At 58.1% G+C, this 24,732-nt stretch carries 17 protein-coding genes and 2 pseudogenes; 9 read left to right on the top strand and 10 right to left on the bottom strand.

Annotation, left to right across the window (positions count from 1 at the left end; genetic code table 11):
- Positions 1-67 precede the first annotated feature (67 nt).
- The gene (locus tag LOY68_RS17205) at positions 68-1,012 is read left to right on the top strand and encodes a DMT family transporter (RefSeq protein ID WP_265038693.1); all 945 of its coding nucleotides are present in this window, start codon (positions 68-70) and stop codon (positions 1,010-1,012) included.
- 253 nt (positions 1,013-1,265) lie between these two features.
- The gene (gene hppD, locus LOY68_RS17200; protein ID WP_265038692.1) at positions 1,266-2,342 is read left to right on the top strand and encodes a 4-hydroxyphenylpyruvate dioxygenase; all 1,077 of its coding nucleotides are present in this window, start codon (positions 1,266-1,268) and stop codon (positions 2,340-2,342) included.
- A gap of 179 nt (positions 2,343-2,521) precedes the next feature.
- Here hppD and rarD read toward each other — a convergent pair whose 3' ends face one another.
- The 3 genes from rarD to LOY68_RS17185 all read right to left on the bottom strand — a co-directional run bounded on the left by rarD (position 2,522) and on the right by LOY68_RS17185 (position 6,397).
- Positions 2,522-3,403, bottom strand: coding sequence for an EamA family transporter RarD (rarD, locus tag LOY68_RS17195; protein ID WP_054614594.1), 882 nt, complete (start codon positions 3,401-3,403; stop codon positions 2,522-2,524).
- Between the two features lie 473 nt (positions 3,404-3,876).
- Positions 3,877-4,890, bottom strand: coding sequence for an aldo/keto reductase (locus tag LOY68_RS17190; RefSeq protein WP_265038691.1), 1,014 nt, complete (start codon positions 4,888-4,890; stop codon positions 3,877-3,879).
- 196 nt (positions 4,891-5,086) lie between these two features.
- Positions 5,087-6,397 carry an MFS transporter gene (locus tag LOY68_RS17185; RefSeq protein WP_265038690.1) on the bottom strand — a complete coding sequence of 437 codons (1,311 nt, stop codon included), beginning with the start codon at positions 6,395-6,397 and terminating at the stop codon, positions 5,087-5,089.
- A gap of 170 nt (positions 6,398-6,567) precedes the next feature.
- Between LOY68_RS17185 and LOY68_RS17180 the strand changes: the two genes are divergently transcribed.
- The 5 genes and pseudogenes from LOY68_RS17180 (at position 6,568) to LOY68_RS17165 (ending at position 12,227) form a co-directional block, all read left to right on the top strand.
- Positions 6,568-7,680 (top strand): sugar diacid recognition domain-containing protein, encoded by a 1,113-nt coding sequence (locus LOY68_RS17180; RefSeq protein WP_054050595.1) that lies wholly within the window; start codon positions 6,568-6,570, stop codon positions 7,678-7,680.
- Positions 7,681-7,890: 210 nt separating this feature from the next.
- Entirely contained in the window at positions 7,891-9,033 is a 1,143-nt protein-coding gene (locus LOY68_RS17175; protein ID WP_265038689.1) for a glycerate kinase, read from the top strand.
- A 307-nt stretch (positions 9,034-9,340) separates the two neighbouring features.
- Positions 9,341-10,141, top strand: a pseudogene (locus LOY68_RS32270) (MCP four helix bundle domain-containing protein); the annotation flags it as partial.
- On the top strand, positions 10,136-10,999 hold the full coding sequence (locus tag LOY68_RS32265; RefSeq protein ID WP_401322605.1) for a methyl-accepting chemotaxis protein: 864 nt from the start codon (positions 10,136-10,138) through the stop codon (positions 10,997-10,999). The pseudogene LOY68_RS32270 and the gene LOY68_RS32265, both read left to right, overlap by 6 nt.
- Positions 11,000-11,039: 40 nt before the next feature.
- The gene (locus LOY68_RS17165) at positions 11,040-12,227 is read left to right on the top strand and encodes a pyridoxal phosphate-dependent aminotransferase (protein ID WP_163910265.1); all 1,188 of its coding nucleotides are present in this window, start codon (positions 11,040-11,042) and stop codon (positions 12,225-12,227) included.
- 140 nt (positions 12,228-12,367) lie between these two features.
- Here the strand turns inward: LOY68_RS17165 and LOY68_RS17160 are convergent, their stop codons facing one another.
- The 5 genes and pseudogenes from LOY68_RS17160 to LOY68_RS17140 form a co-directional block, all read right to left on the bottom strand.
- Entirely contained in the window at positions 12,368-13,345 is a 978-nt protein-coding gene (locus LOY68_RS17160; RefSeq protein ID WP_265038687.1) for an NAD(P)-dependent oxidoreductase, read from the bottom strand.
- Positions 13,346-13,366: 21 nt separating this feature from the next.
- A complete protein-coding gene (locus tag LOY68_RS17155; RefSeq protein WP_265038686.1) occupies positions 13,367-14,665 on the bottom strand; it encodes an MFS transporter in 1,299 nt (432 codons plus the stop codon).
- A gap of 124 nt (positions 14,666-14,789) precedes the next feature.
- Positions 14,790-15,773, bottom strand: coding sequence for a sugar kinase (locus LOY68_RS17150; RefSeq protein WP_163910262.1), 984 nt, complete (start codon positions 15,771-15,773; stop codon positions 14,790-14,792).
- Positions 15,766-16,548, bottom strand: coding sequence for a sugar phosphate isomerase/epimerase family protein (locus tag LOY68_RS17145; RefSeq protein WP_163910261.1), 783 nt, complete (start codon positions 16,546-16,548; stop codon positions 15,766-15,768). Before LOY68_RS17145 ends, LOY68_RS17150 begins: the two co-directional genes overlap by 8 nt.
- Positions 16,549-16,740: 192 nt before the next feature.
- Positions 16,741-17,754 (bottom strand): annotated as a pseudogene (locus LOY68_RS17140) (LacI family DNA-binding transcriptional regulator); the annotation flags it as partial.
- 218 nt (positions 17,755-17,972) lie between these two features.
- On the opposite strand from LOY68_RS17140, the gene LOY68_RS17135 reads away from it, so the two are divergent.
- Both LOY68_RS17135 and LOY68_RS17130 read left to right on the top strand, forming a co-directional pair.
- A complete protein-coding gene (locus LOY68_RS17135) occupies positions 17,973-20,861 on the top strand; it encodes a hypothetical protein (RefSeq protein ID WP_265038685.1) in 2,889 nt (962 codons plus the stop codon).
- A gap of 194 nt (positions 20,862-21,055) precedes the next feature.
- Positions 21,056-23,329 carry an autotransporter outer membrane beta-barrel domain-containing protein gene (locus LOY68_RS17130; RefSeq protein WP_265038684.1) on the top strand — a complete coding sequence of 758 codons (2,274 nt, stop codon included), beginning with the start codon at positions 21,056-21,058 and terminating at the stop codon, positions 23,327-23,329.
- A gap of 82 nt (positions 23,330-23,411) precedes the next feature.
- Here LOY68_RS17130 and LOY68_RS17125 read toward each other — a convergent pair whose 3' ends face one another.
- Together LOY68_RS17125 and LOY68_RS17120 are read right to left on the bottom strand one after the other, a co-directional pair.
- Positions 23,412-23,918, bottom strand: coding sequence for a hypothetical protein (locus LOY68_RS17125; RefSeq protein ID WP_265038683.1), 507 nt, complete (start codon positions 23,916-23,918; stop codon positions 23,412-23,414).
- A 180-nt stretch (positions 23,919-24,098) separates the two neighbouring features.
- Positions 24,099-24,713 (bottom strand): LysE family translocator, encoded by a 615-nt coding sequence (locus tag LOY68_RS17120; protein WP_265045801.1) that lies wholly within the window; start codon positions 24,711-24,713, stop codon positions 24,099-24,101.
- Between the last annotated feature and the right edge of the window lie 19 nt (positions 24,714-24,732).

Below are 24,732 nucleotides of genomic sequence, written 5' to 3'. Positions count from 1 at the left end.
TTTTTACTCATTTTACGATGATCAGACATTAGCCCGATGATACGTCATCCGATTCTTCTGGTGACATATGAATAGCTTTGAACAAAGCCTGACAAAACCGTCGGACCTACCGGTTTACTTGAAACTGGCCGCGGTAACGATGATTTGGGGCGGGACGTTCGTGGCCGGGCGATTCCTGGCTGACAGCCTGAGCCCGTTGTTTGCCGCGAGCCTGCGGTTTCTGTTCGCCAGCGTGGCACTACTGCTGTTTTTGTTGCTGGCCCGCGTGCCGCTGGTGAAGCCAAGCTGGCGGCAATGGGCGCAATTGGCGCTGCTGGGATTCTTCGGAATTTTCTTCTACAACCTGTGCTTCTTTTATGGGCTGCATTACATCAATGCGTCCCGGGCGTCGTTGATTGTGGCGTTGAACCCGGCAGTGATCGGGCTGGCGTCGTGGTTGCTGTTCAAGGAGCGCTTGAGCCGGGCGAAAGTGGCGGGCATCGCGATTTGCATCGCCGGGGCAGGGATGGTGATCGTCAGCCGCAACCCGCAATTGCTGGCGGCCAATGCCGATGCGTGGATTGGTGATCTGTTGATTTTCGGCTGTGTGCTGAGCTGGGGTATTTACTCGCTGTTTTCCAAAGAGCTGAATCAGACACTTGGGCCGGTGCAAACGGTGACGTACTCGGTTCTGTTGGGCACTGCGATGCTCTGGATAACCAGCGCATTGCGCGGCGAATTGAGTGTCGATGCGCTCCTCAGCCTGGGTCCGCAACAATGGCTGAGCCTGATGTACCTCGGCGTGCTCGGCTCGGCGCTGGCCTACATTGGCTATTACGACGGTATCCGCAAAATCGGCGCGACCCGTTCCGGCGTGTTCATTGCCCTGAATCCGCTGACCGCGGTGATCCTCGGCGCGTTGCTGTTGGGCGAGCAGCTGACGCTGGCCATGTGCCTGGGTGGCGGCTTGATTCTGGCGGGGATTTACCTGTGCAACAAACCCCTTGCGCCGGCCACGAAAAAGGGGATTTGATACAGAAGGCGGACAAACCGTTTTACGCTGTGTAGAATCGGTTTACGCATACAATAATAAACGACTTCTGACACCAGAAGCCTCGCCCGCAAGAGCCTTGGGTCGACAATGAAGAGTTTTGGGTTTCAATTGATCTACGGTGACTTCCTCGCCCGCAGCGTTCGGGGCATCTCCTGTGCGCCACCCGCCAGTCTCAGCATTGCTAGCAACTAACGATCCGTTAATTTCAAATGCAGATGATGAGGCGCCAACCATGGCAGATTTATACGAAAACCCGATGGGCCTGATGGGCTTTGAATTCATCGAGTTCGCATCGCCGATCCCGAACACCCTGGAGCCGATCTTCGAGATCATGGGCTTCACCAAGGTCGCGACCCACCGCTCCAAAGACGTGCACCTGTATCGCCAGGGCCAGATCAACCTGATCCTCAACAACGAACCTAACAGCGTCGCTTCGTACTTCGCGGCCGAGCACGGCCCGTCGGTGTGCGGCATGGCGTTCCGGGTCAAGGATTCGCAAAAGGCCTATAAGCGTGCCCTCGAACTCGGCGCCCAGCCGATTCACATCGAAACCGGTCCGATGGAGCTGCACCTCCCTGCAATCAAAGGCATCGGCGGCGCGCCGCTGTACCTGATCGACCGTTTCGGTGAAGGCAGTTCGATCTACGACATCGACTTCGTGTTCATCGAAGGTGTTGACCGCAATCCGGAAGGGGCGGGCCTGAAGATCATCGATCACCTGACCCACAACGTGTATCGCGGGCGCATGGCCTACTGGGCCAACTTCTACGAGAAGCTGTTCAACTTCCGCGAAATCCGTTACTTCGACATCAAGGGCGAATACACCGGCCTGACCTCCAAGGCCATGACCGCGCCGGATGGCATGATCCGCATCCCGTTGAACGAAGAATCGTCCAAGGGCGCCGGTCAGATCGAAGAGTTCCTGATGCAGTTCAACGGCGAAGGCATCCAGCACGTTGCGTTCCTCAGCGACAACCTGATCGACACCTGGGATCGCCTGAAGAAAATCGGCATGCGCTTCATGACCGCGCCACCGGAAACCTATTACGAAATGCTCGAAGGCCGTTTGCCGAACCACGGCGAGCCGGTCGATCAACTGCAAATGCGCGGGATTCTGCTGGACGGTTCGTCCGAGTCGGGCGACAAGCGTCTGCTGCTGCAGATCTTCTCGGAAACCCTGATGGGGCCGGTGTTCTTCGAATTCATCCAGCGCAAAGGCGATGATGGTTTCGGTGAAGGCAACTTCAAGGCGTTGTTCGAATCGATCGAGCGCGATCAGGTACGTCGCGGTGTGCTCACAACTGAGTAAGCCGTTTCAGCTGTAAAAAAGCCCGGTCAGCAGCAATGCTGGCCGGGCTTTTTATTGGTGTGTACAAAACCAATGTGGGAGCGGGCTTGCTCGCGAAGAGGCCGTGTCAGTCGCCATCAATGTGACTGATACACCGCCTTCGCGAGCAAGCCCGCTCCCACAGGTTTTTTGCGCAGACTTTAAGGTCGGCGATTACGCATCATGTGCTTGAACCCTTCAAACACCAGCACCACCACCGCCAGCCAGATCGGAATATACGTCAGCCATTCCCCAGCCTTGATGCTTTCCCCCAGCAGCAATGCCACGCCCAGCAACAGCACCGGTTCGACATAACTCAACAGCCCGAACAGGCTGAACGGCAACAAGCGGCTGGCGATGATGTAGACCACCAATGCCGAAGCACTGATCAACCCGAGTACCGGGATCAGCAGCGACAGCCACGGGTATTGGTCGAACACGCCGAAGCCTTGGGCGCCGCCCCAGACAAACCAGAACGCCACCGGCAGCATCAGGATCATGTCCAGCCATAAGCCGCCGAGGTTGTCAGTCTTCAGCCATTTGCGCAGCACGAAGTACAGGGGATAGCCGACCACCACCAGCAAGGTCGCCCACGAGAAACCGCCGACCTGATACAACTCGTTGAGCACGCCGAGGGTGGCAAAAAACACCGCGACTTTTTGCAGATAGGACAAGCGCTCGCCATAGGCAATCCGCCCGGTCAGCACCATCGACAGCGGCAACAGGAAATAACCCAGCGACACGTCGAGGCTGTAGCCGTTGAGCGGCGCCCACATGAACAGCCAGAGTTGCAGGCCCAGCAACGTCGCCGACACGATAAGGGCCGCCAACAACTTCGGCTTGCCGCCCAGGCGCTTGAGGATCTCGACCGCGCGCCGCCATTCGCCGGACACCGCCATGAACACCGTCATGCAGGGCACGGTCAGCAGCATCCGCCAGCCGAAGATCTCTACGCCGCTCAGGGGAGTGAGCAACGAAGTGTAGTAATACATGACGGCAAACAGCACCGAAGCTGTGACCGATAAAGCGATACCTTTAGACAAACTGTCCTCGCGAGGTTGAACGTGAAACGGGGGCGCAGAGGATACGTGGTTTTAGCTTAGAACATTGTCCGATTGATCAAGAACAACGCAAAACCTGTAGGAGCAAAGCTTGCTCGCGAAAGCGGTCTACCAGGCAGCATTGATGTTGAATGTAATACCGCCTTCGCGAGCAAGCCCGCTCCCACTTTTGATCTTTGTTCATCTACAAGATTTGCAATCAACACAAACCCCCCTGTGGGAGCGAGCCTGCTCGCGAAGACGGACTTTCAGCCAGCATTGATGTTGAAGGTTAGACCGATTTCGCGAGCAGGCTCGCTCCCACATTTGATCTTTGTTCATTTACAAGATTTGCAATCAACACAAACCCCCTGTGGGAGCGGGCTTGCTCGCGAAGGGGCTGTGTCAGTCGACATCTGCATTGCCTGACACACTGCCTTCGCGAGCAAGCCCGCTCCCACAGGTTATGGGTTGCTTCAGTTATTCCGGGGGTTACGGCCGGACACGAAGTGGCTGACGTCATTGAATCCCGGTGTCGACGAATGCCCTGGCTTCACCAGCGAATCAATGAACGCTTCATCTTCCGCCGTGATTTTCACTGCTTGAGCCTTGGTGTACGCATCCCACTGCTCTTCGGTACGCGGGCCGACGATGGCGGAGGTGACGGCGCTGTTGTTGATCACCCACGCAATCGCGAATTCGACGATGCCGACGCCGCGACCCTGGGTGTATTCCTGGATCTGCTGGGCAATGCGCAGCGACTCGATGCGCCATTCGGTTTCGAGGATGCGTTTGTCCTGGCGCCCGGCGCGGCTGTTGGCGTCCGGCTTCACGTCTGGTGCGTATTTGCCGCTGAGCACGCCGCGCGCCAACGGGCTATACGGCACGACACCCAGGCCATAGGCGTGGGCCGCCGTAATCTGCTCGGTTTCAGCCTGGCGATTGACGATGTTGTACAGCGGCTGGCTGATCACCGGCCGGTCGACCCCGAGCTTGTCGGCCACGCGAATCACTTCGGCGATGCGCCAGCCACGGTAGTTGGAGAGGCCCCAGTAACGAATCTTGCCCTGGCGAATCAGGTCGCCGATGGCAGAAATCGTCACTTCCAACGGCGTGTTGTGGTCTTCGCGGTGCAGGTAATAGATGTCGACGTAATCGGTGCCCAGGCGCGTCAGGCTGGCATCGATGCCGTTGAAGAGGTGCTTGCGACTCAGGCCGCTGCGGTTTGGTACGCCGTCCACCGGGCCGAAGCCGACTTTGGTGGCGAGCACCCATTCGTGGCGATTGCCGGCAACGGCTTCACCGACGATTTCTTCGGAGCGTCCGCCGGTGTAGACGTCGGCGGTGTCGATGAAATTGATGCCCTGGTCCCAGGCCTTGTCGATGATCCGCAGGGAATCTTCGGTGCTGGTCTGTTCGCCGAACATCATGGTGCCCAGGGTCAAGGTGGACACCTGCAGACCCGAATGACCCAATGTGCGGTAGCTCATGACGAAATCCTTTTGCCGATGGGAAAGGCGTCAATCAAATACCAGAACCATTGCCGGGAGCAACCGGAAAATCCACTCAAATCCCCTTGTGGGAGCGAGCCTGCTCGCGAAGGCGTCGGCACATTCAACATTGATGTTGACTGGCACATCGCCTTCGCGAGCAGGCTCGCTCCCACAAGGGGGATCAGCGGTGGGGTCAGGCGCGCAGGGTGCGCGTCATGCGCAACGCCAGCACGCTCCCGCAGACAATCACACCCGCCAACAGATACAACGCCGCATCGGTCGAGCCGGTGCTGTCCTTGACCCAACCCACCAGGTACGGGCTCAAGAATCCGGCCATCTGCCCCATGGAGTTGATCAGCGCCAGACCACCCGCCGCCGCACCCGCGCTCAGCAGAGCGGTCGGCACCGGCCAGAACATCGGCAGACCGGTGAGGGCGCCCATGGTGGCGATGGTCAGGCCGAGAATCGCAATGGCCGGCGTGGTCGCGAAGTTCACCGCAATCAACAGCCCCACCGCGCCCATCAGCATCGGCACCACCAAGTGCCAGCGACGTTCTTTGCGCAGGTCCGCCGAACGACCGACCAGCAACATGAATACCGCCGCCAGCAGATACGGAATCGCACTCAACCAGCCAATCACCAGGTTATCGCTGAAGCCGAGGTTCTTGATGATCGACGGCAGCCAGAAGTTGATCGCGTAAACGCCGCTCTGGATGCAGAAATAGATCAGGCCAAACGCCCAGATCGCCGGATTCTTGAACACCGCCGCCAACGAATCGGTGGTGGTTTTCGGTTTGTTCGCCAGGTCTTCCGCGTGATCCGCTTCGAGTACCGAACGCTCAAGCGGCGTCAGCCACTTGGCATTCGCGTAACTGTCGCTGAGCAGGAAGTAGGCGAGGGCACCGAGGATGACCGTCGGAATCCCTTGCAGCAAAAACATCCACTGCCAGCCGGCCAAACCCGCCTGGCCTGCGCCGAAGTGGTTGAGAATCCAGCCGGAAAACGGGCTGCCGAGCAGGCCGGACACCGGGATCGCCGACATGAACAGCGCCATGATGCGGCCACGGCGGAAGGTCGGGAACCACTGCGAAAGATAGAGCACCACGCCCGGGAAGAACCCGGCTTCAGCCGCGCCGGTGAACAGGCGCAAGGTATAGAACTCGGTCGGTGTGGTGACGAACAGCAGGCAGGTCGAGAGCGAGCCCCAGACGATCATCATCAGCGCGATCCAGCGCCGTGGGCCGAATTTGGTCAGGGCCAGGTTGCTCGGTACGCCGCACAGCACGTAACCGATAAAGAAGATCCCGGCCCCGAGGCCGTACACGGTTTCGCTGAATTTCAGCGCGTCGAGCATCTGCAACTTGGCGAATCCAACGTTCACTCGGTCGAGGTAGTTGAACAGGTAGCAGATGAAAATGAAGGGGATCAAACGCAGGGTAATGCGTTTGTAAACGGCGTTTTTTTCGTCAACGATGGTCTGGGTAGCGGCTGCGCTCTGTGACATGGCGGGCTCTCTCTTTATTATGATTTTTTGCGATGCAAAGGGTAACGTTGATCGCCCTGTGAGTCTCGGCCACCCCTTGGGTAATTGTCTTTGTGCCTGAGCACAGGGTTTGCCACCAAGGCCTGTGCGGGTGAACAACCCGTCCCACCCCGTTTTCAAGGACCTGACCCATGTTTGAACTCGATCACGACCTGGCCCAGGACATCGTCGACCGGGCCATGGCCATCCTGCCGTACAACGTCAACGTCATGGACAGCCAGGGCTTGATCCTCGGCAGCGGCGAACCGGAGCGGATCAACACCCGCCACGAAGGCGCGCAACTGGTGCTGGCCAACGGCCGTGTGGTGGAAATCGATGCGCAAACGGCGATACACCTCAAGGGCGTGCAACCGGGGATCAACCTGCCGTTGCTGCTCGATCAGCGGCTGATCGGCGTGCTCGGCATCACCGGCGAACCGGAGCAACTGCGCACTTATGCCGAACTGGTGCGCATGACCGCCGAGATGCTGGTCGGTCAGCGCAATCAGCAAGCCGAACAGCAATGGCGGCGCCAGCGTTGCGATGATTTGCTCGCGTTGCTGCTGACCGATGCCGGGGATTCGCCGCGCCTGGTGGACGAAGCGCAACAGTTGGGGCTCAAGCCGCAACTGACGCGGGTGCCGTACCTGTTCGAATTGGGCCTGGAACACGGTCCGGGCCAGACCGTCGAAGCCCTCAGCGCCTGGCTGATCAGTCGTTACCCCGACAGTTGGTGCGTCAGTTCAGCCAAGTCGTCGCTGCTGTGGTGCCGACCGGCGAGCCAGGCGATCGAACATGAGCGGCTGCTGGAAAAACTCGATGGCCTGGGCTGGAACATCCTGCGCATTGCCGTCGGCGGGCAGGCCGATGGACTGCCGGGTTTGCGCCGCTGCTATCGCCGGGTCGGGGACTTGCTGGCCTACGGGCGCGATGTACTGCCGCGTTCGCGACTGCTGACGCTTAACCGTTATCGGCTGCCGGTGATGCTTTGGCGGCATCGCAACGACGATGCGCTGGACGAGTTGCTCAAGCCGCTGCGCAAAGTCATCGCCAAGGACAACAACGGCCAACTGCTGGCGACCCTGCGCAGTTGGTGCGATCACGATGGGCAGAGCCAGGCCTGTGCCGATGCGCTGGGGATTCATCGCAACAGCTTGCGTTATCGGATGGAGCGGATTGCCGAGTTGAGCGGGGTTGATCCGTTGCGGCTGGATGGGATGTTGGCGCTTTATCTGGGTGTGCAGTTGCTTCCGCAAACCGACTGACTTCACTGACGCCTTCGCGAGCAGGCTCGCTCCCACATTTGAAATGCATTTCCCTGTGGGAGCGAGCCTGCTCGCGAATAGGCCATCCCTGACACCCTCTACACTGACTTTGTATAAATGAACAACAAACGCCACCCCCGCTTGTGCAACGGACTGGCGTCAGCGCTCCTGGCAACTGGCAGCATGGAAGCACTGAACTGGAGAATTCACATGAAAATCGTCATCGCCCCCGATTCGTTCAAGGACAGCCTGAGTGCCCAGGGCGTAGCCGATGCCATCGCGCTGGGTTTGGCCGAAGTCTGGCCGGACGCGCAATTGGTCAAATGCCCGATGGCCGACGGTGGGGAAGGGACGGTCGAGTCGATTCTGGCGGCGTGCGAAGGCGAACTGCGCCGCACGCCGGTGCGCGGTCCATTGGGCGTCAGCGTCGAAGCGGCGTGGGGCTGGTTGCCGCACAACCACACCGCAATCATCGAGATGGCCGAAGCCAGTGGCTTGCAACTGGTTCCGCCAGGGCAACGCGATGCCTGCATCAGCAGCACCTTCGGCACTGGCGAACTGATCCGCGCCGCGCTCGATGCCGGCGCGCAACGGGTGATCCTGGCGATCGGCGGTAGCGCCACCAATGACGGCGGCGCCGGGGCGATGCAGGCGTTGGGTGTGAAACTGTTCGATACGCAGGGCCAAATTCTCGCGCCGGGCGGACTGGCGCTGGCACAACTGGCTAACATCGACCTGAGCAAAATCGATCCACGCCTGAACGCCGTGCGCTTCGACATTGCCGCCGACGTCAACAATCCACTCTGCGGCCCGCATGGTGCGTCAGCGATTTTTGGCCCGCAAAAAGGCGCATCGCCGCAGCAGGTCCAGCAACTGGACCAAGCCCTTGGGCACTTTGCCGATCTGTGCGCGCAGGCGCTGGATAAAGACGTGCGCGACGAACCCGGCAGCGGTGCGGCGGGCGGTCTGGGCTTTGCGGCCAAGGCGTTTCTCGGTGCGCAATTTCAGGCGGGTGTGGAAGTGGTCGCGGAACTGGTCGGCCTGGCTGAAGCCGTCAAAGGCGCGGATCTGTTGATCACCGGCGAAGGCCGCTTCGACGCCCAGACCTTGCGCGGCAAGACGCCGTTTGGTGTGGCGCGGATCGCTCGTCAGCAGGGTGTGCCGGTGATTGTCATCGCAGGAACCCTGGGCGAGGGTTATCAGGAACTGTATGGCCACGGGATTGATGCGGCGTTTGCCCTGGCGAGCGGGCCGATGACGTTGGAGCAAGCCTGTGCCGAGGCGCCGCGGTTGTTGCGCGAGCGGGCGAGTGATATTGCCAGAGTGTGGCGCATGGCTGCCCGCAACGCCTGATCTGCGTAGCAGCTGCCGAGCAGCGCGAGGCAGCGTTCGGCGGCGCAGCCGTCGTGAAATCAGCCAGCAAAATGTATCAGGCAAACCGTGAACGCAGGGTTTAGACGGCTTCGCCGCCGAACGCTGCCTCGCGGTGCTCGACAGCTGCTACAACACCCGTAACCCCTTGAAATATATTTCCACTTCCCGCGCAAAAATCCTCAAGTCCAGCCGATAACCCTCATAGGCGCACACAAACCTATTACAACAGTGGCGCCAGGCTGATCCGGCCGGCTTACACGCCCACCTGACAGCGATCACGGCACGGATGCTCGAAGCTCAATCACCCGAGACTCATCCTATGTCCATGCGTAATCTGAATATCGCGCCCCGCGCCTTCCTCGGTTTTGCCTTCATCGCCTTGCTGGTCATCGTGCTGGGTGTGTTTGCCGTGAGTCGAATGTCGATCATTCGCCAGGCCTCCGTGGACATGGAAAGCAACCATCTGCCCAGCATCGGCTTCCTCGGCACCATGACCGAAAACGTGCTGCGCCTGCGCATTCTGTCGTTCCGCGTGCTGGTGAACCGTGAGCCGGCGAGCCTGCAAGAAGCCGCCACCCGCATTGACGTGCTGGTCGGCAAAGTCAAAACGGCCCAGGCCGGTTATGCGGCGTTGCCCGCGGGAGGTGAAGAGGCGACGCTGTACAAAACCTTCGCCACCACCCTGGACAACTACCTGCAAGCCCAGCGCGAGATGATGGACCTGTCCCGCCAGGACAAGCTGGATGAAATGCGCAAGTTGATCAACTCACGCATCAAGGACGGCACCGATCAGATGGGCGAGCAGTTGAACAAACTGATCGCCATCAACAAGGCCGACGCGACAGCGGCCGATGCCGAAGCCGACGACCAGTATTCCTTTGCCACCAACGGCATTATCGTGGTGTCGGTGGTCGCGGCGCTGATGACCGTTCTGCTGGCGTGGCTGCTGACCCGCAGCATCATCGAACCATTGAACCGCGCCGTGCAGGCCGCAGAAACCATCGCCGGCGGCAACCTGATCAAAACCATTGAAGTCGATGGCAAGGACGAACCGGCCCGTTTGCTCGGCGCCTTGGCCGCCATGCAGAACAGCTTGCGTAAAACCATCGAGCAGATCGCCGGCTCTGCCACCCAGTTGGGGGCCGCCGCCGAAGAACTCAGCACGGTCACCGAAGAATCTTCCCGTGGCCTGCAAAAACAGAACAACGAAATCGAACAGGCCGCCACGGCGGTGAATGAAATGACCGCCGCCGTGGAAGAAGTCGCGCGCAACGCGGTGTCGACGTCCGAAGCCTCGAACCAGTCGACCCAGGCCGCGCGTGAAGGGCGCAATCGCGTGGTGGAAACCGTCGACGCGATCCAGACCATGACCCACGACGTGCAAAACACGTCGGTGATGATCGAAGGCCTGGCGGCCCAGGGCCGTGATATCGGCAAGGTGCTGGACGTGATTCGCGCCATCGCCGAGCAAACCAACCTGCTGGCGCTCAACGCCGCAATCGAAGCTGCGCGTGCCGGTGAAGCCGGGCGTGGTTTTGCGGTGGTCGCGGACGAGGTTCGGGCACTGGCCCATCGCACCGCGCAATCGACCCAGGAAATCGAAAAAATGGTCGCCGGCATTCAGAACGGCACCGGCGAAGCGGTCTCCTCGATGCAACAAAGCAACCAGCGCACCCAAAGCACCCTGGAAATGGCCCGCGCTGCCGGTGTGGCACTGGAGCAGATCACCCAATCGATCAACCTGATCAACGAGCGCAACCTGGTGATCGCCAGTGCTTCCGAAGAACAGGCGCAGGTGTCTCGCGAAGTCGACCGCAACCTGGTCAACATCCGCGACCTCGCCACCCAGTCCGCCGCCGGTGCCAACCAGACCAGCGCCGCGACCCACGAATTGTCGCGATTGGCGGTGGATTTGAACGCGATGGTGGCGCGTTTTGTAATTTGAGATAGGGTTGAGTCTGGAGCACGCGCGACAGGAGAAGTACATGCGCTATTCAGCCTTGACCCAACGCATCGCCGGTGACGGAGCGGCAGCCTGGCAGATTCATGATCGAGCGCTGGAGATGCGCGAGCAGGGGGTTGATGTGCTGCTACTGTCGGTGGGCGATCCGGATTTCGACACGCCCAAACCCATTGTCCAGGCGGCCATCGACAGCTTGTTGGCCGGCGACACGCATTATTCGGATGTGCGCGGCACTCGGGCGCTGCGCAACAGCATTGCCAGTCGACATCGGCGCCGCAGCGGTCAAGCGGTGGACGCCGAGCATGTGATCGTGTTGCCGGGCGCGCAATGCGCGGTGTACTCGGTGGCGCAGTGCCTGCTGGATCCGGGCGATGAAGTGATCGTCGCCGAACCGATGTACGTCACTTATGAAGGTGTGTTGGGTGCCTGCGGCGCCAAAGTGATGCCGGTGGCGGTGCGTCCGGAGAACGGTTTTCGGGTAGATCCGGCGGATGTCGCGGCGCTGATCACACCCAGGACCCGGGTGATTCTGCTCAACAGTCCGAACAATCCTTCCGGCGCCAATCTGTCCTTGAAAATCTGGCAGGAACTGGCGCAGCTCTGCGTTCGTCACGACTTGTGGCTGATCAGTGACGAGGTCTACAGCGACTTGCTGTACGAAGGCGAACACATCAGCCCGGCCAGTTTGCCGGGTATGGCCGAGCGCACCGCGACCCTCAACAGTTTGTCCAAATCCCACGCCATGAGCGGCTGGCGGGTCGGTTGGGTGATCGGCCCCAAACCCTTGGCCGAACATTTGGTGCACCTGTCGTTGTGCATGCTGTTTGGCATTCCGGACTTCGTGCAGAAAGCCGCGCAAGTCGCGCTGGACCGGGATTTGCCGGAAGTCGCGCAGATGCGCGAGGAGTATCGCCAGCGCCGGGACCTGGTGTGCGCGCGACTGAGCAATTGCCTGGGCATCCGCCCGATCAAACCCGATGGCGGGATGTTCGTAATGGTCGATGTGCGCCCGACCGGGCTCTGCGCCCAAAGGTTTGCCGAGCGGTTGCTGGAAGGCTATGGCGTGTCGGTGCTGGCGGGGGAGGCCTTCGGGCCGAGTGCGGCGGGGCACATCCGGATCGGGTTGGTGGTGGATCAGGTGAAACTGGCGGATGCGTGTCGGCGGATAGCGCTGTGCGCGGCGGATCTGTTGGAAGCGCGTAGGGCCTGAAAGATTTGTATTGTCTGGCCTCTTCGCGAGCAAGCCCGCTCCCACAGGGGATCTTCAGTGGACACAAATTTTGTGTATGACCGAGATCCCCTGTGGGAGCGGGCTTGCTCGCGAAGGCGCCCTCACAGGCGCCAAATGGCTCAGGCCTTCCACGCCCCGGCATTCACCAGGTTCACCGGCCGCTCACCGGCCAACGCCATCAGCAAATTGTCCACCGCGCACTTGGCCATCGCTTCGCGCGTCTCATGCGTCGCCGAGCCAATGTGCGGCGTCGCCACCACGTTGCTCAACTGCATCAGCGGCGAATCATGATTCAGCGGCTCGCGCTCGAATACATCCAGCCCGGCAGCGCGAATCTGCCCCTCGCGCAGCGCCCGGATCAACGCCGCTTCATCCACCACCTTGCCCCGGGAGATATTGATAAAGATCGTCGCCGGGCCCATCAAGGCGAACTGTTCAGCGCCGATCAAACCCTCGGTTTCAGCCGTCAGCGGCAAGGTCAGGCAGACAAAATCCGCCTCCTGCAACAGCTCCGGCAAGCTGCGGTATTGCGCATTGAAACGCTGTTCCACCGCCGGTTTCGGCGAGTGGCTGTGATAGATCACCGGCATGCCAAAGCCGAAATGCCCGCGCTGGGCCAGCGCTTCGCCGATGCGGCCCATGCCAATAATGCCCAAGGTCTTGCCATGCACATCAGTGCCAAACTGCGCCGGGCCGATGTTGCGGTGCCAATGGCCGGAACGAACCATGTTCGCCAGTTCCACCACACGCCGGGCGGTGGCCAGGATCAACGCGAAACCGGTGTCGGCGGTGGTTTCGGTGAGCACATCCGGGGTGTTGCTGAGCAGGATGCGTCGCTCGGTCAGGTAATCGATGTCGTAGTTATCGACGCCCACCGAAACGCTGGCAATCGCTTCCAGATTCGGCGCGAGGTCGAGCAATGCCGCATCCAGTTTCAGGCTGGCACCGAGCAAACCCTGGGCCCGGGGCAGGGCCGCGCGCAATTTGGCCAGGCCTTCGGCATCAAGGCTTTCGATCAGGGTCACGTCGGTCTGCTCGTGTAGGCGGGCCATCAGCAACGGCGAGAGTTTCTTGTACAGCACAACCTGCTTTTTCATGGTGATCGTCTCAACTTCAATTCAAGGGTGAGCCGCCATCGGCCGTTTCACTGCGGCTTTGGCCACGACCCGGTCACTGGCGCCGGGCTTGAGGAAAATCGTCAGCACCACCGAGAGCATCAGCGCGCCGCTCATCAACAGGTACGAAGCGCCGGGCGAACCGGTGGTGCTGTTCAGGTAACCGACCAGATAGGAACCGCCAAACGAACCGAGGGCGCCCATGCTGTTGATCAGCGCCATGGCGCCACCGGCCACGTTGGCCGGGAGGATTTCCGGAACGATCGCGAAGAACGGCCCATAAGGCGCATACATGCAAGCGCCGGCGATCACCAGTAATGTGTAGGACCACCAGAAATGCTCAGCGCCCAAGGCGTAGGAACCGTAGAACGCAATCGAAGCGATCAGCAGTGGTGGCCAGACAAAGCGTTTGCGCTTCTGCAATTTGTCCGAGCCCCAGGACACCGCGAGCATGCCGATCACCGCCGCCAGATAAGGCAGCGCCGACAGCCAACCGGCTTCGACCATGTCCATCTGCAAACCGGCCTTGAGGATCGACGGCAGCCACAGCACGAAACCGTAGACGCCAATGCTCCAGCAGAAAAACTGCAACGCCAGCACGATGACTTTCGGCGAGCGGAAAGCTTCGGCGTAGTTCTTCACCGCTTTGATGCCGACCTGTTCGGCGGCGAGGGCGCTTTCCAGATCCTGTTTCTCTTCATCGCTGAGCCACTTGGCCTGGGCCGGACGCTCATCGGCCAGGCGCCACCAGATAAACGCCCAGAGCACCGCCGGCAAACCTTCGACGATAAACATCCAGCGCCAGCTGAAATGCTGCACCAAATACCCGGACACCACCGACATCCACAGCATGGTCACCGGGTTGCCGAGGATCAGGAACGTGTTGGCCCGGGAGCGTTCGGCGCGGGTGAACCAGTGGCACAGATAGACCAGCATCGCCGGCATCACCGCGGCTTCGACCACGCCGAGCATGAAGCGGATGACGATCAGCCAATAGGCGTTGGAGACGATCCCGGTCAGGGTGGCGAGGCCGCCCCAAAGGATCAGGCTGACGAAAATCAGTTTTTTTACGCTGTGTTTCTGGGCATAGATCGCCCCCGGCACCTGGAAGAAAAAGTAGCCGAGGAAGAACAGCGCGCCGAGCATCGACGAAAGGCCCGGTGTGATCATCAGGTCTTCTGCCATCCCGGAGGCGGCGGCGAACCCGTAGTTGGCGCGGTCCAGGTACGCCAGGCTGTAGGTGATAAACACGATGGGCATGATGTACCACCAGCGGCGGGCGGCGAGTGTTGCGGTTTTCATAATGGTGCTCCTGAGCTTGTTGTTTTTGTCGCAGCAGGTAACGGTCTAAATCTTCAGTGCTTGTGCGGGCCTCATCGCGAGCAAGCTCGCTCCCACAGGGATTTGTGCCGATCACATACTTTGTTTACGCCGGCGTTCCACTGTGGGAGCGAGCTTGCTCGCGATTGGCGGCCTCAACCCCGGTAGATAGTTCAAGCCGAGTGGGCAACCCCTCCATATCCCCCCGACTCTGCACCGCACGGCTGCCAATCCAGTTGGCGCGCTGCACGGCTTCGGCGAAGCTGAGGTTTTCCAACAGGGCGCTGATCATGCCGACGGCAAAGCCATCGCCAGCACCCACGGTATCGACGACGGTTTGCACCGGCACGCCGGCCACAAACCCCTGGTCCAGATGCGTGCGGTAATAAGCGCCGTGAGGCCCAAGCTTGATCGCCACCGCTTCCGCCCCTTGATCGAGGTAAAACGCCGCGATGTCCGCCGGGTCTTCAAAACCGGTGAGCAAGCGACCTTCGCTCAACCCCGGCAGTACCCAGTGGGCGAGGGCGGCGAGGCGGTTGATCTCGGTGATCATCTGCTGCTCGCTGGCCCACAGGCTCGGGCGCAGGTTCGGGTCGAACGACACACTGCGTCCGGCCTCACGCATGCGGGTCATCAATTCACAGGACATTTCCCGGGCGCTGGCCGACAACGCTGGAGGAATGCCAGTGGCGTGCAGGTGCCGCGCGTTCAACAGTTCGGCCGTGATGGATTGCACCGACAAGTGACTGGCCGCCGAACCGCGACGGAAATACTCGACCACCGGATCGCTGCCATCGTCGGTGCGGGACTTGAGCTGGAAACCGGTCGGGTGCGCCGGGTCGATAGCGACATTGCGGCAATCGAGGCCTTCTTTCTCCAGCGTATCGATCACGAAACGACCCAAGGAGTCCGCGCCGACCCGACTCAACCAGGCAACGTTGAAGCCCAACCGCGACAGACCGATCGCCACGTTACTGTCAGCCCCGGCAATGCGTTTATGAAACTGGCCGACCGCGGCCAGATCACCGCTCTGCTCGGCCACGAACATCGCCATGGTTTCGCCGAACGAGAGGATATCGATCTCAGACATGCGCATTCTCCAAGCGTGATTGACCGAGGCGGGCGAGGGTGGCGACATGTTCAGTGGTCAGTTGCACCAGGTCGTCGCCTTGCAGCGGATATTCCGCCGCCCGCATTACGCCTTGGGCCATGTGCCGCAACAGTTGTTCCCACAGATGCAGGTCGCTGGCGCTCGGCGGCATCGCCACCAGTTTGCCGTCGGCCCGGCGTGCCACCGCTTTGCAGTGCACATAACCGACGTGCCGGCCGAGTGCACGCGCGGCGCTGGCGGCGGACTGGTCCTGCCATTGCCAGTTGCCGATGTCGAAGGTCATCTTGATCGGCAGATTGTGCTGCTCGACCTCACCGAAGAAACGCTGGAACGGTTCGATGCGCCCGCCGTGCAAGGTCTGGTCGTTTTCCACCAGCAGTTGCACCGGGCTCTGGGTCAGCAACCGAGCCAACGCTTGAAGATCGTTATTGTCGGTGAAGTAACCGAGGGAGACCTTCAGCCATTTGGCGCCGAAGGCCTCGGCCCGTTGCAGGGTGGTGACCAACTCGGGATTGGGCCGCGATTGACCGGCCAGCCACAGTTCCATGGGCGAGGAATACACGCTTTCCAGACCGCGAGCCTGGGTGGCGTCGGCCAGTTGCGCGGGTTCTTCATGGGTCAGCAACTCTTCGCGCCATTCAATGCGCGTGGCGCCGGCAGCGGCCAACAGATCGACGAAACTGCCCTGTCCGCGCTGACGGACCAGATCGGCGCCGTAGCTCGACAGGCTGATGGAAACGGGTGGTTTATTCATTGTTATCTACCTCTGAAACCGGTTTCATTTTTGTTCAAAAAAAAGGATCAAGTGATGCGGTGTTCTTTAGGGCCTCTTCGCGAGCAGGCTCGCTCCCACAGGGGATTTGTGGTGGCCCTATTTTTGTGTTCGATACAGATCCAATGTGGGAGCGAGCTTGCTCGCGATGGCGTCAGCCCAGTCACCGCAAATCCCTTGTGTAGACCCACGCACAACCAACCGCGCCGCAAAATCCACCGTCCGCACCGCCCCGACATCCCCACGCAAACGCTTGAGCAAACACTCAAACGCACTCGCGCCAATCTCCGCCGTCGGCTGGGCGAGGGCGGTGATGCCGCTGCCCACCAACGGATACCAATCCAGATCATCCAGGGCAATCAGCCCGATATCCTCGAACAGCTTGCAACCCAGCTCACGCAGCGCGTGGGTGCTGGCCAGCGCCGCAATCCCGTTGGCACAGAACAACGCTTTCGGCCCCGGGCCGGGGGTGTCGAGGAAGGTTTTCAAATGTGAAGTCAGGTCGCCGCCGGTTTCGATCACGGCGCCTTTTAGCGCCGAACGCTGCGAGATCTGCGCGTTGAAACTGCTCACCCGCTCAATCCGCGAACTGGTGCCGTCGAAGGGTTCGGTCACCAGCAACACATCGCGGTAACCGCGTTCTTCCAGATGGGCGAGGGCCATTTCAACGGCGGCCGGATTGTCCAGGCCCACCAGATCACTCTCGAGTTGCTCGACCTTGCGGTCCACCAACACCAGCGGCATTTCCCGATGCAGTTCGCGCAGTTCATCGCGGTGATGGCCCAAGGTATTCACGATCAAGCCTTCGATGTTGTACGAGCGCAGCAACGCCAGGTGCTGGCGTTCCTGCTCGTCATCGCGATCGGTGTTGCACACCACCAGGCTGTAGCCGTGACGCCGGCACGCGGTTTCCACGCCATGCATCACGGCAATCGAATAAGGGTTGCGGATATCGGCCACCAGCATGCCGATCAGACGGGTTCGCCCGCGTTTAAGGCCACGGGCCATCTGGTTCGGGCGGTAGCCCAACTCGCTGATGGCTTGCTCGATGCGCTGGGCGATGGCATCGGAGAGCAGGGCACGGTCGTCACCGATAAAGCGCGACACGCTGGCCTTGGACACACCGGCGTGTTCGGCAACATCGAGCATGGTGACGCGGCTGCGCTGGGCGGCGGAGAAATCGTTCACGGTGGTGGACCTTGTTATTGGAGTTGTCTGGGGTTTCGTGGTGAGGCTCTGAAACCGGTTTCAGAAAACACCAGCGGCCCCAATCCGTCAAGCCCGGCGTGTCAGAAGATTCGCTCGGAACCCGACCGACGGTAGGTTTACCTGTCAGATCTGACAGTAGGCCAATAAGAAAAACAGGCGCTTAATTTCTTCAAGGCAAAACTCAAGAGAAATTAACCATGGCGCCTGTTGATGTTTTGGTTTACGACGCACCCACAGTAATCGGTGTGGATGAAAATGATCCGGAAGGCTATATCCCGCTTGAGCTTTTGCAGTCGGGTATAGAAGTCAGAGTTCCGATCTGGCCCATGCCGGCACTGCCCGGACAAACAGATACGCTAACTGTCTGGTTGAGGCGTAATGGGGTTGTAGTTTTTACCTCAACAACTAGGCATCTCGGGCCTATCACTGAATTGGAGTTTCTCATTCCGATCGGCCCGCAATACCTAATCAATGACGGTGTTGTGGAGGTGCTCTATGAAACACGCAATCACTTTGGAAATCCACATCCGTCGTTGCCTCGGAAGTTGACGATTGACCATATACCGATTCCGCAGGATCTTCCGGGGGTCACTTTCCCAAAAGCTACGCTCCATGGATATTTTAATTGCAATACCGTACCACCTATCTGGATGGGCATCGAAGTCAAAGTCCCCTCGCTGCCTTCATTTTGCAGAGTGGGTGATACTTGCAGAGTTGAATGGAATGGATACCTCGGCCTGGTTGGCAAAGAACCAGCAATCGCCGGTACTTATAAACGAATTGACAAACAGTTATTGTCAGATCAAGAGATCCGAAATGGCTTCTCTGTCACCGTGGAGCCCTATGTTCCGCATATAGAACCCATGCGGGCCGATGCATCAGCTTTTGCCAACTACAGCCTGTATAGAACAGGCAGAAAAATAGGGGCTTCAATCAGAGTACTGGTAAAGATTGATCGAAAAATATCAGGTGGAGGCTTTTGTGGTCCGAGTGTTGCGTTAAATGACGTTACCAGCATTCCCCGTATTACGCCTTGTTGTTGGCGAGAGGGGGTTACTTCTACTAGTGGAGCTATTTCAATGAATGCGAAAGTTGAAAACCCTGGGGTAAATAAACAAGTATCGCTACAAGGTTCAGGCGCACTTCTATTCCCCGCCGTTATTCCAGCACAGAATCTTCCGGGAGGCGACTTGCGCATTCCCGTGGCGGCGCTGGGTGCCGCCCTGCGTTACTTAATCCCTCAACCTGCAGACGAATATGACCGTGACCGGCTGGATGTTTTTTTGAGGCTTAAAGGTAATCCTACGAGAATACCTCTCTTGTCTGGGCATCAGTTAGGTCCGGTTGCCAGTCGTATCTGGCCATTGCCATTAGATATTCCACTTTCTCAACTGACTGAACGGCAAACACCTGAAACGCCTACGCAATATGAGCTGGTGTATATTTTATATGCCAATGGTGTAAACCCGCAGCCTGAGCAAGTGACCGAATACCATATCGACAGGACCAAACCCTACCAATCCAAAACGCCGCCAACGGACTTCTCTCCGCCAGCCGCCAGTTTCCCGGTAGATTTGCCTCCGGGTCGAGACATCGACGATGCCTATTTGGGCGCGAATCCTACCGGCATAGTGATCACCATTCCACGGGCTGCCGCCAATGCCGAAGCCACTGACGTTTGCAATATTTATTGGGGAAACCCTGCGGACCCTGCGTTTGCATCGCCCGTATTGCGCGACGTCCCAGTACCCCTAGTAGACGGAAAAATTACGCTACTCGTGGAAATTTTTGAGCGTTCCGCTGAAGGTTTGAATACGTTGCAGTACGAGGTCAGAGATCTGGCGGGTAACCTCAGCCGACGCTCAAGGCCCGATCAACGCAACGTCCGTCGTTTGGCTCCGCCTGTTCCCCTGCCGCCTGTGGTGCCTTTGGCCGATGGTACAAACGGCGACACCTTGATCGATGTGGCGGACTGCAAACAGGGTGTAACGATTGAAGTACCGGTGCCGCTACCCAACGCCCCAAGCGACACGATTATTGCTTATTGGCAGGGCACTGCTGTTGCTCTTGAAGAAAGGGTAGGAACTAACACTGTCCTTGTGTTCAATGTGGATTACGCCATTATCAAGGCCGCGTATGGATCGACCGACGGCGTCGTCCCCACTACGGTCTCGTACAACATGTTCCGGGGCTCGGGAGCACCTATCGCAACGGAAGATACAGATATTGGCGTCGATATCTTCCAGCCCGGGCCGCCAAATCCAGATGAGCCAGATCCAATCAATCGGGACCTCGAGTTGCCTCGACTGGTGTCTTCCCAAGGTGTGAACAACAAACTCGACGATAACGACTTTGGCAAAGATGCGGATATTTTCATCCAGCTCTATGCCGCCCCACCCACCGAATCGGCGCAGAGCATCACGGTGTTTTACGATGACGTGGAGTTGTCGCCTCCCTATCTATTGCGACCAGGCGAAGAAGGTACAGAAATCAAGGCAGTAACGGTGCCGTGGGCCGTAATTGAGCGGAAGCCAAACGGTATAGCAAAAATAAAATGGAGGTTGTCGCAAGTTTTAGGTAACAACCCGGTCTGGTCCGAAGATCAGGATGTTGATGTCAATATTACGAAGATCGATTTGCCCGCACCCCAGGTGCAAGGACTTCTATTTGATAGCATTTCTTGCCCTACATTGAATTTCATGCCTGCAAGTGATCCAAATTGGCCGGGCGATGGGACGAATCGGCGGAATTTGAAGGTCATTATTCCAAACAGCCCTTCACTGCTTGATGGCAGAATGCTGATACTGGTGTGGGAAGGGTTTACTGACGAGTTCGGCACAGTCCCTATCCCCTGGACTCGCGCTACCAAAAATATACCGATTGTCGGCACCGTACCTCCGACGGGTATTGAAACGGACATTGGTGATTACTTCGTCAACTTCAAACCGGTTTCGAATGGTTTTGGGAAACTGACTTATACCGTCTCCGCGGTGCTGCCTGAATCGGACCCTGCTATCCACTTTGTATTCCTGGTGGATAACAACAGAGATTACTGCGAGGTGGCCAACCCGATACCAGGCCCATAAGGAGGAAGAAAGTATCACGGCGGGCATGAGATCAAATTCTCATGCCCTCCGGGCTCATGCCGAATTTTTTGTAACCGTTCGCAGGACTTGTCGCTACCGAAATAAAGAATAGTCCTACATAAGTTTGCGTGTTTACTCGATAGCCTTGCGCACTTTCAAAGGCAGACGTTCGTTGACGACTGGCCAAGAATTTGATGTCAGTACTTCACCAGCAGGTATTCGGTATGCATTTCTACCCTATGTTATGTACTATTCCCCCCTTTGCAAAAACCGCCCTTTGCGTTCCATTCCTGATGTTTTCGTCCATCGCTGTTGCAGCTCCGATCGTCGGAGGCAACGTTACCCTTAACAATGGCGACCCGGTGGAAAGCTGGTTTCTCAGCTCCAACGCTTCATTGACTGTCAATAACTCACAGACACTCGGTATCGATGCCGACAGTTCAACCGTGAACATCAATGCGGGTAGCAGTACTCAGGAAATCACCGTCAGAAGCGGCTCCTCCGTCAATGTGAGTGGTGCCACCGTAACGGGTACCGGCGGACAATCGGGTCTGCAACTGGTCTCCAGCCAGGGAAATATCGATAACAGCACCATCAGCGGCGAATTCTTCGGGGTATCGGCCGTACGGTTTGCCAATACCCTGGACGGTTCCACGATCAATATCATCGGCAGCAGCACCATTACAGGCGTGGACGCCGGCGCCTTTGCGTCTTCCCACAGCCTCATCAATCTCACAGATTCCACCCTTGAGGGCACCTCTGCTTCAGGCTACGGCTTATGGCTCCAGAGTGCCGACGCCGTTGCCAAAAACAGTACGATCATTGGTGGAAAGGACGGGGTGTTCATCGAACTTGATACAACTGGCGTAGCGCCCGCGACCCTGAATCTGGACAACACCACCGTCCAGGGTAAAAACGGCTCGGCCATCGTCGTGGACTTCGACAATGTTGAACGTTCAACGGCCACTATTACATTGAACAACTCCCGACTACTGGCCAGCAACGATACGTTGCTCGAGGTCAAGGGGGGCGCCAATGCGTCGATGGTCGTCAACGGCAGCACGTTGGGTGGCAATATCGTCACCGAGTCCGGCAGCACCACTGACCTGACACTGCAAAACCATTCTGTGCTCACCGGCCGTCTGGAAAACGTCGCCAGCGCGACGATCAATGACACCTCCCAGTGGGTGCTGGTGGGTGATAGTGAAGTAGGAAAACTGAACCTGAATGGCGGTGCGGTAACATTCGGTGCCGAGAACGCGTACTACCAGTTGAATGTAACGGACCTGTCAGGCAATGGGCGGTTCATCATGGGGACAAACCTGGCCACGGGGCAGACTGATTTGTTGAATGTCACAGGAACCGCCTCTGGCACCCATGAGCTGGTGATTGCCAGCAGCGGTACCGAGCCGGCTGCCGGTCAGCCCGTCACCGTGGTAAAAACAGCCGGAGGCGATGCCCGGTTCTCACTGTTCAACAATGTGGTTGATCAGGGAGCCTTTTCTTATGCCCTGGCCAAAAGTGGTAACGATTGGATTCTGGACCCCAGCACTCGCATCGTCAGCCCGGGCGCACGCTCCGTATTGGCGCTGTTCAATACGCCACTTCCCACCTGGTATGGCGAGTTGACGTCGTTGCGTACCCGCATGGGTGAGTTGCGCTTCAATCCTGGCCAATCGGGCGCTTGGGGTCGCACCTATGGCAATCGATTCGAAATTGCCGATGGTTCGGGTGTGGGATACCGGCAAACCCAGCAAGGCTTCACCCTTGGGGCTGATGCGGCGTTGGGAGACGGTCAATGGCTGGTCGGGGTAATGGGGGGACATAGCACCTCCGATCTCGATCTGCACGCTGGCACCTCCGGTAACGTCGATAGTTACTACGTTGGCACTTATGCAACCATGTTGAACACGACCACGGGTTACTACGCTGACGCGGTGTTGAAAGTGAACCGGTTTCGTAACGAAGCCAAAGTCGGCTTGAGTGATGGGACCAGGGCCAAAGGTGACTACGACAATACCGGGGTAGGGGGGGCCGTCGAGTTTGGTCGGCATGTCAAACTTGACGATGGTTATTTCATTGAGCCGTTCACCAAATGGTCTGCCGTGGTCATTCAAGGTAAGCATTTCTCTTTGGATAACGATCTGCAGGCCGACGGAGATCGCGCACGCTCACTATTGGGTGAAGTCGGAATGACCGCCGGGCGCAACTTCAAATTGAAAAACGACATGACATTGCAACCCTATGTACGTGTTTCCGGCGCCTACGAATTTGAAAAGAATAATGAAGTAAAGGTGAATGACAATGTGTTCAAAAATGATCTTTCGGGTTCACGAGTTCAGCTGGGCGCTGGCGTAGCGGCCTCGATGACGAACAGTCTGCAAATTCATGTGGACTATGAATATAGCGACGGGAAAAACTTCAGACAACCAGCCGGGTTGACATTAGGTCTGCGCTACGCGTTTTAAAAAGAAAATAAAATAATAAAAAAAGGAGTCCTTGGACTCCTTTTTTATAAGCATTTATTTACTTGTTTTGTTGCTAACACGTTCAGCAGTGCGCCGCAGGTGATGAAGGACGACGGGGGTTTCTACGTACGGGGACATACGGATGCGCTTCGAAATTCACTCTTACGTCTACTATTTTTCGGGTGTCTTCATCCAGATTCTCCAGTGTCGCACTGATTTCACCCGAGAATGTCGAACTCGCACTGTCGTATTTAACCCTCGCGATACCTTGGTACTGTGTGTAAACCACGGGTGTTTGAGGCGCAGAGCGGTCGATAAAAAGTACCCGAACCGTGTACAGATCTGGAAACAGACCATACTCGCCATCGGGGGAACCCTTGGAAAATGACACTTTAAGTTCTTTGGTTGTGAAGCTTGGGGCGGGAGCACGTTCTGTAGCGAGCATGACATACGCCTGGCCATGAGGAGGCGGGTAACTCGCTTCTGAAAGCTCAACCATCCCGGCCTCAAATGTATTGGTCCCGTTGATTATTCCTTTGCACGTTCCCTGCACTACAGCTTGTGTAGCCACTTTCACAATTGCGTTCATTGATACGGTCTCCACTGTCATGACAAGTGATATCTCGCCATGGAAACAGCAGGCGGGATGGGTCTATAAAATGCCAGCTGGACAAACTTGTAAACTGTCAAGTCTGACAGTTTACAAGCGAGTATTGATGTGGATGATTTTAAGGGAGCCGTCCATTTCAAGTGACATTATTAACCTCCATCACCACCACAGTCCCAACCAGGTTGAAAGCAATAACAACACTCCCAGCATGCGATTGAAGTTGTTTCGTATACGAGGCGAACTCATCGACTGTCTTGAACCAGCCCCCAGTGCCGCCCACACACTCAGGCAAGGCATCGCCACCAGGAAAAAGCTCAGGCTCATCCACCCGACTTGCTCAAGACGATCCGGTCCTTTGTCGTTAAAGACACTGATGACGGCAAGGGCCATCATCCAGGTTTTAGGATTGATCCATTGCAGGCTGATCGCTGTCCAGACGCCTGCAACCGAGCCCGTGCCCAATGTTTCGGAGTCCACCAGAACGGGGGGCGAGCGAAAGATCTTCCAGGCCAGAAGGCTAAGCCATAAGGTGCCCGCCCATTGCATCGCGATTTGGAGCCTTGGAACCAGACCCAAGACATCGCCTAATCCACATCCCACCAGAAGAACGACGCTCGCGGCACTCGCACTGGCGCTCACGATGAAAGGCATGCTCGCCTTGAACCCGAATTGCGCGCTGTTGCTCAGGACCAGAATATTGGTCGGGCCTGGCGTGATGGAGGCAACGAAGGCGAATAGCAGGAACGGCAGGAGAGATAACAGGGAAGACAACATGACCTTGAGCTCCAGTGAA

Source organism: Pseudomonas sp. B21-053 (genome assembly GCF_026016365.1).
In the GTDB taxonomy this organism is placed as follows: Bacteria; Pseudomonadota; Gammaproteobacteria; order Pseudomonadales; family Pseudomonadaceae; genus Aquipseudomonas; species Aquipseudomonas nunensis.
This window is presented reverse-complemented; position numbering and strand designations above follow the sequence as displayed.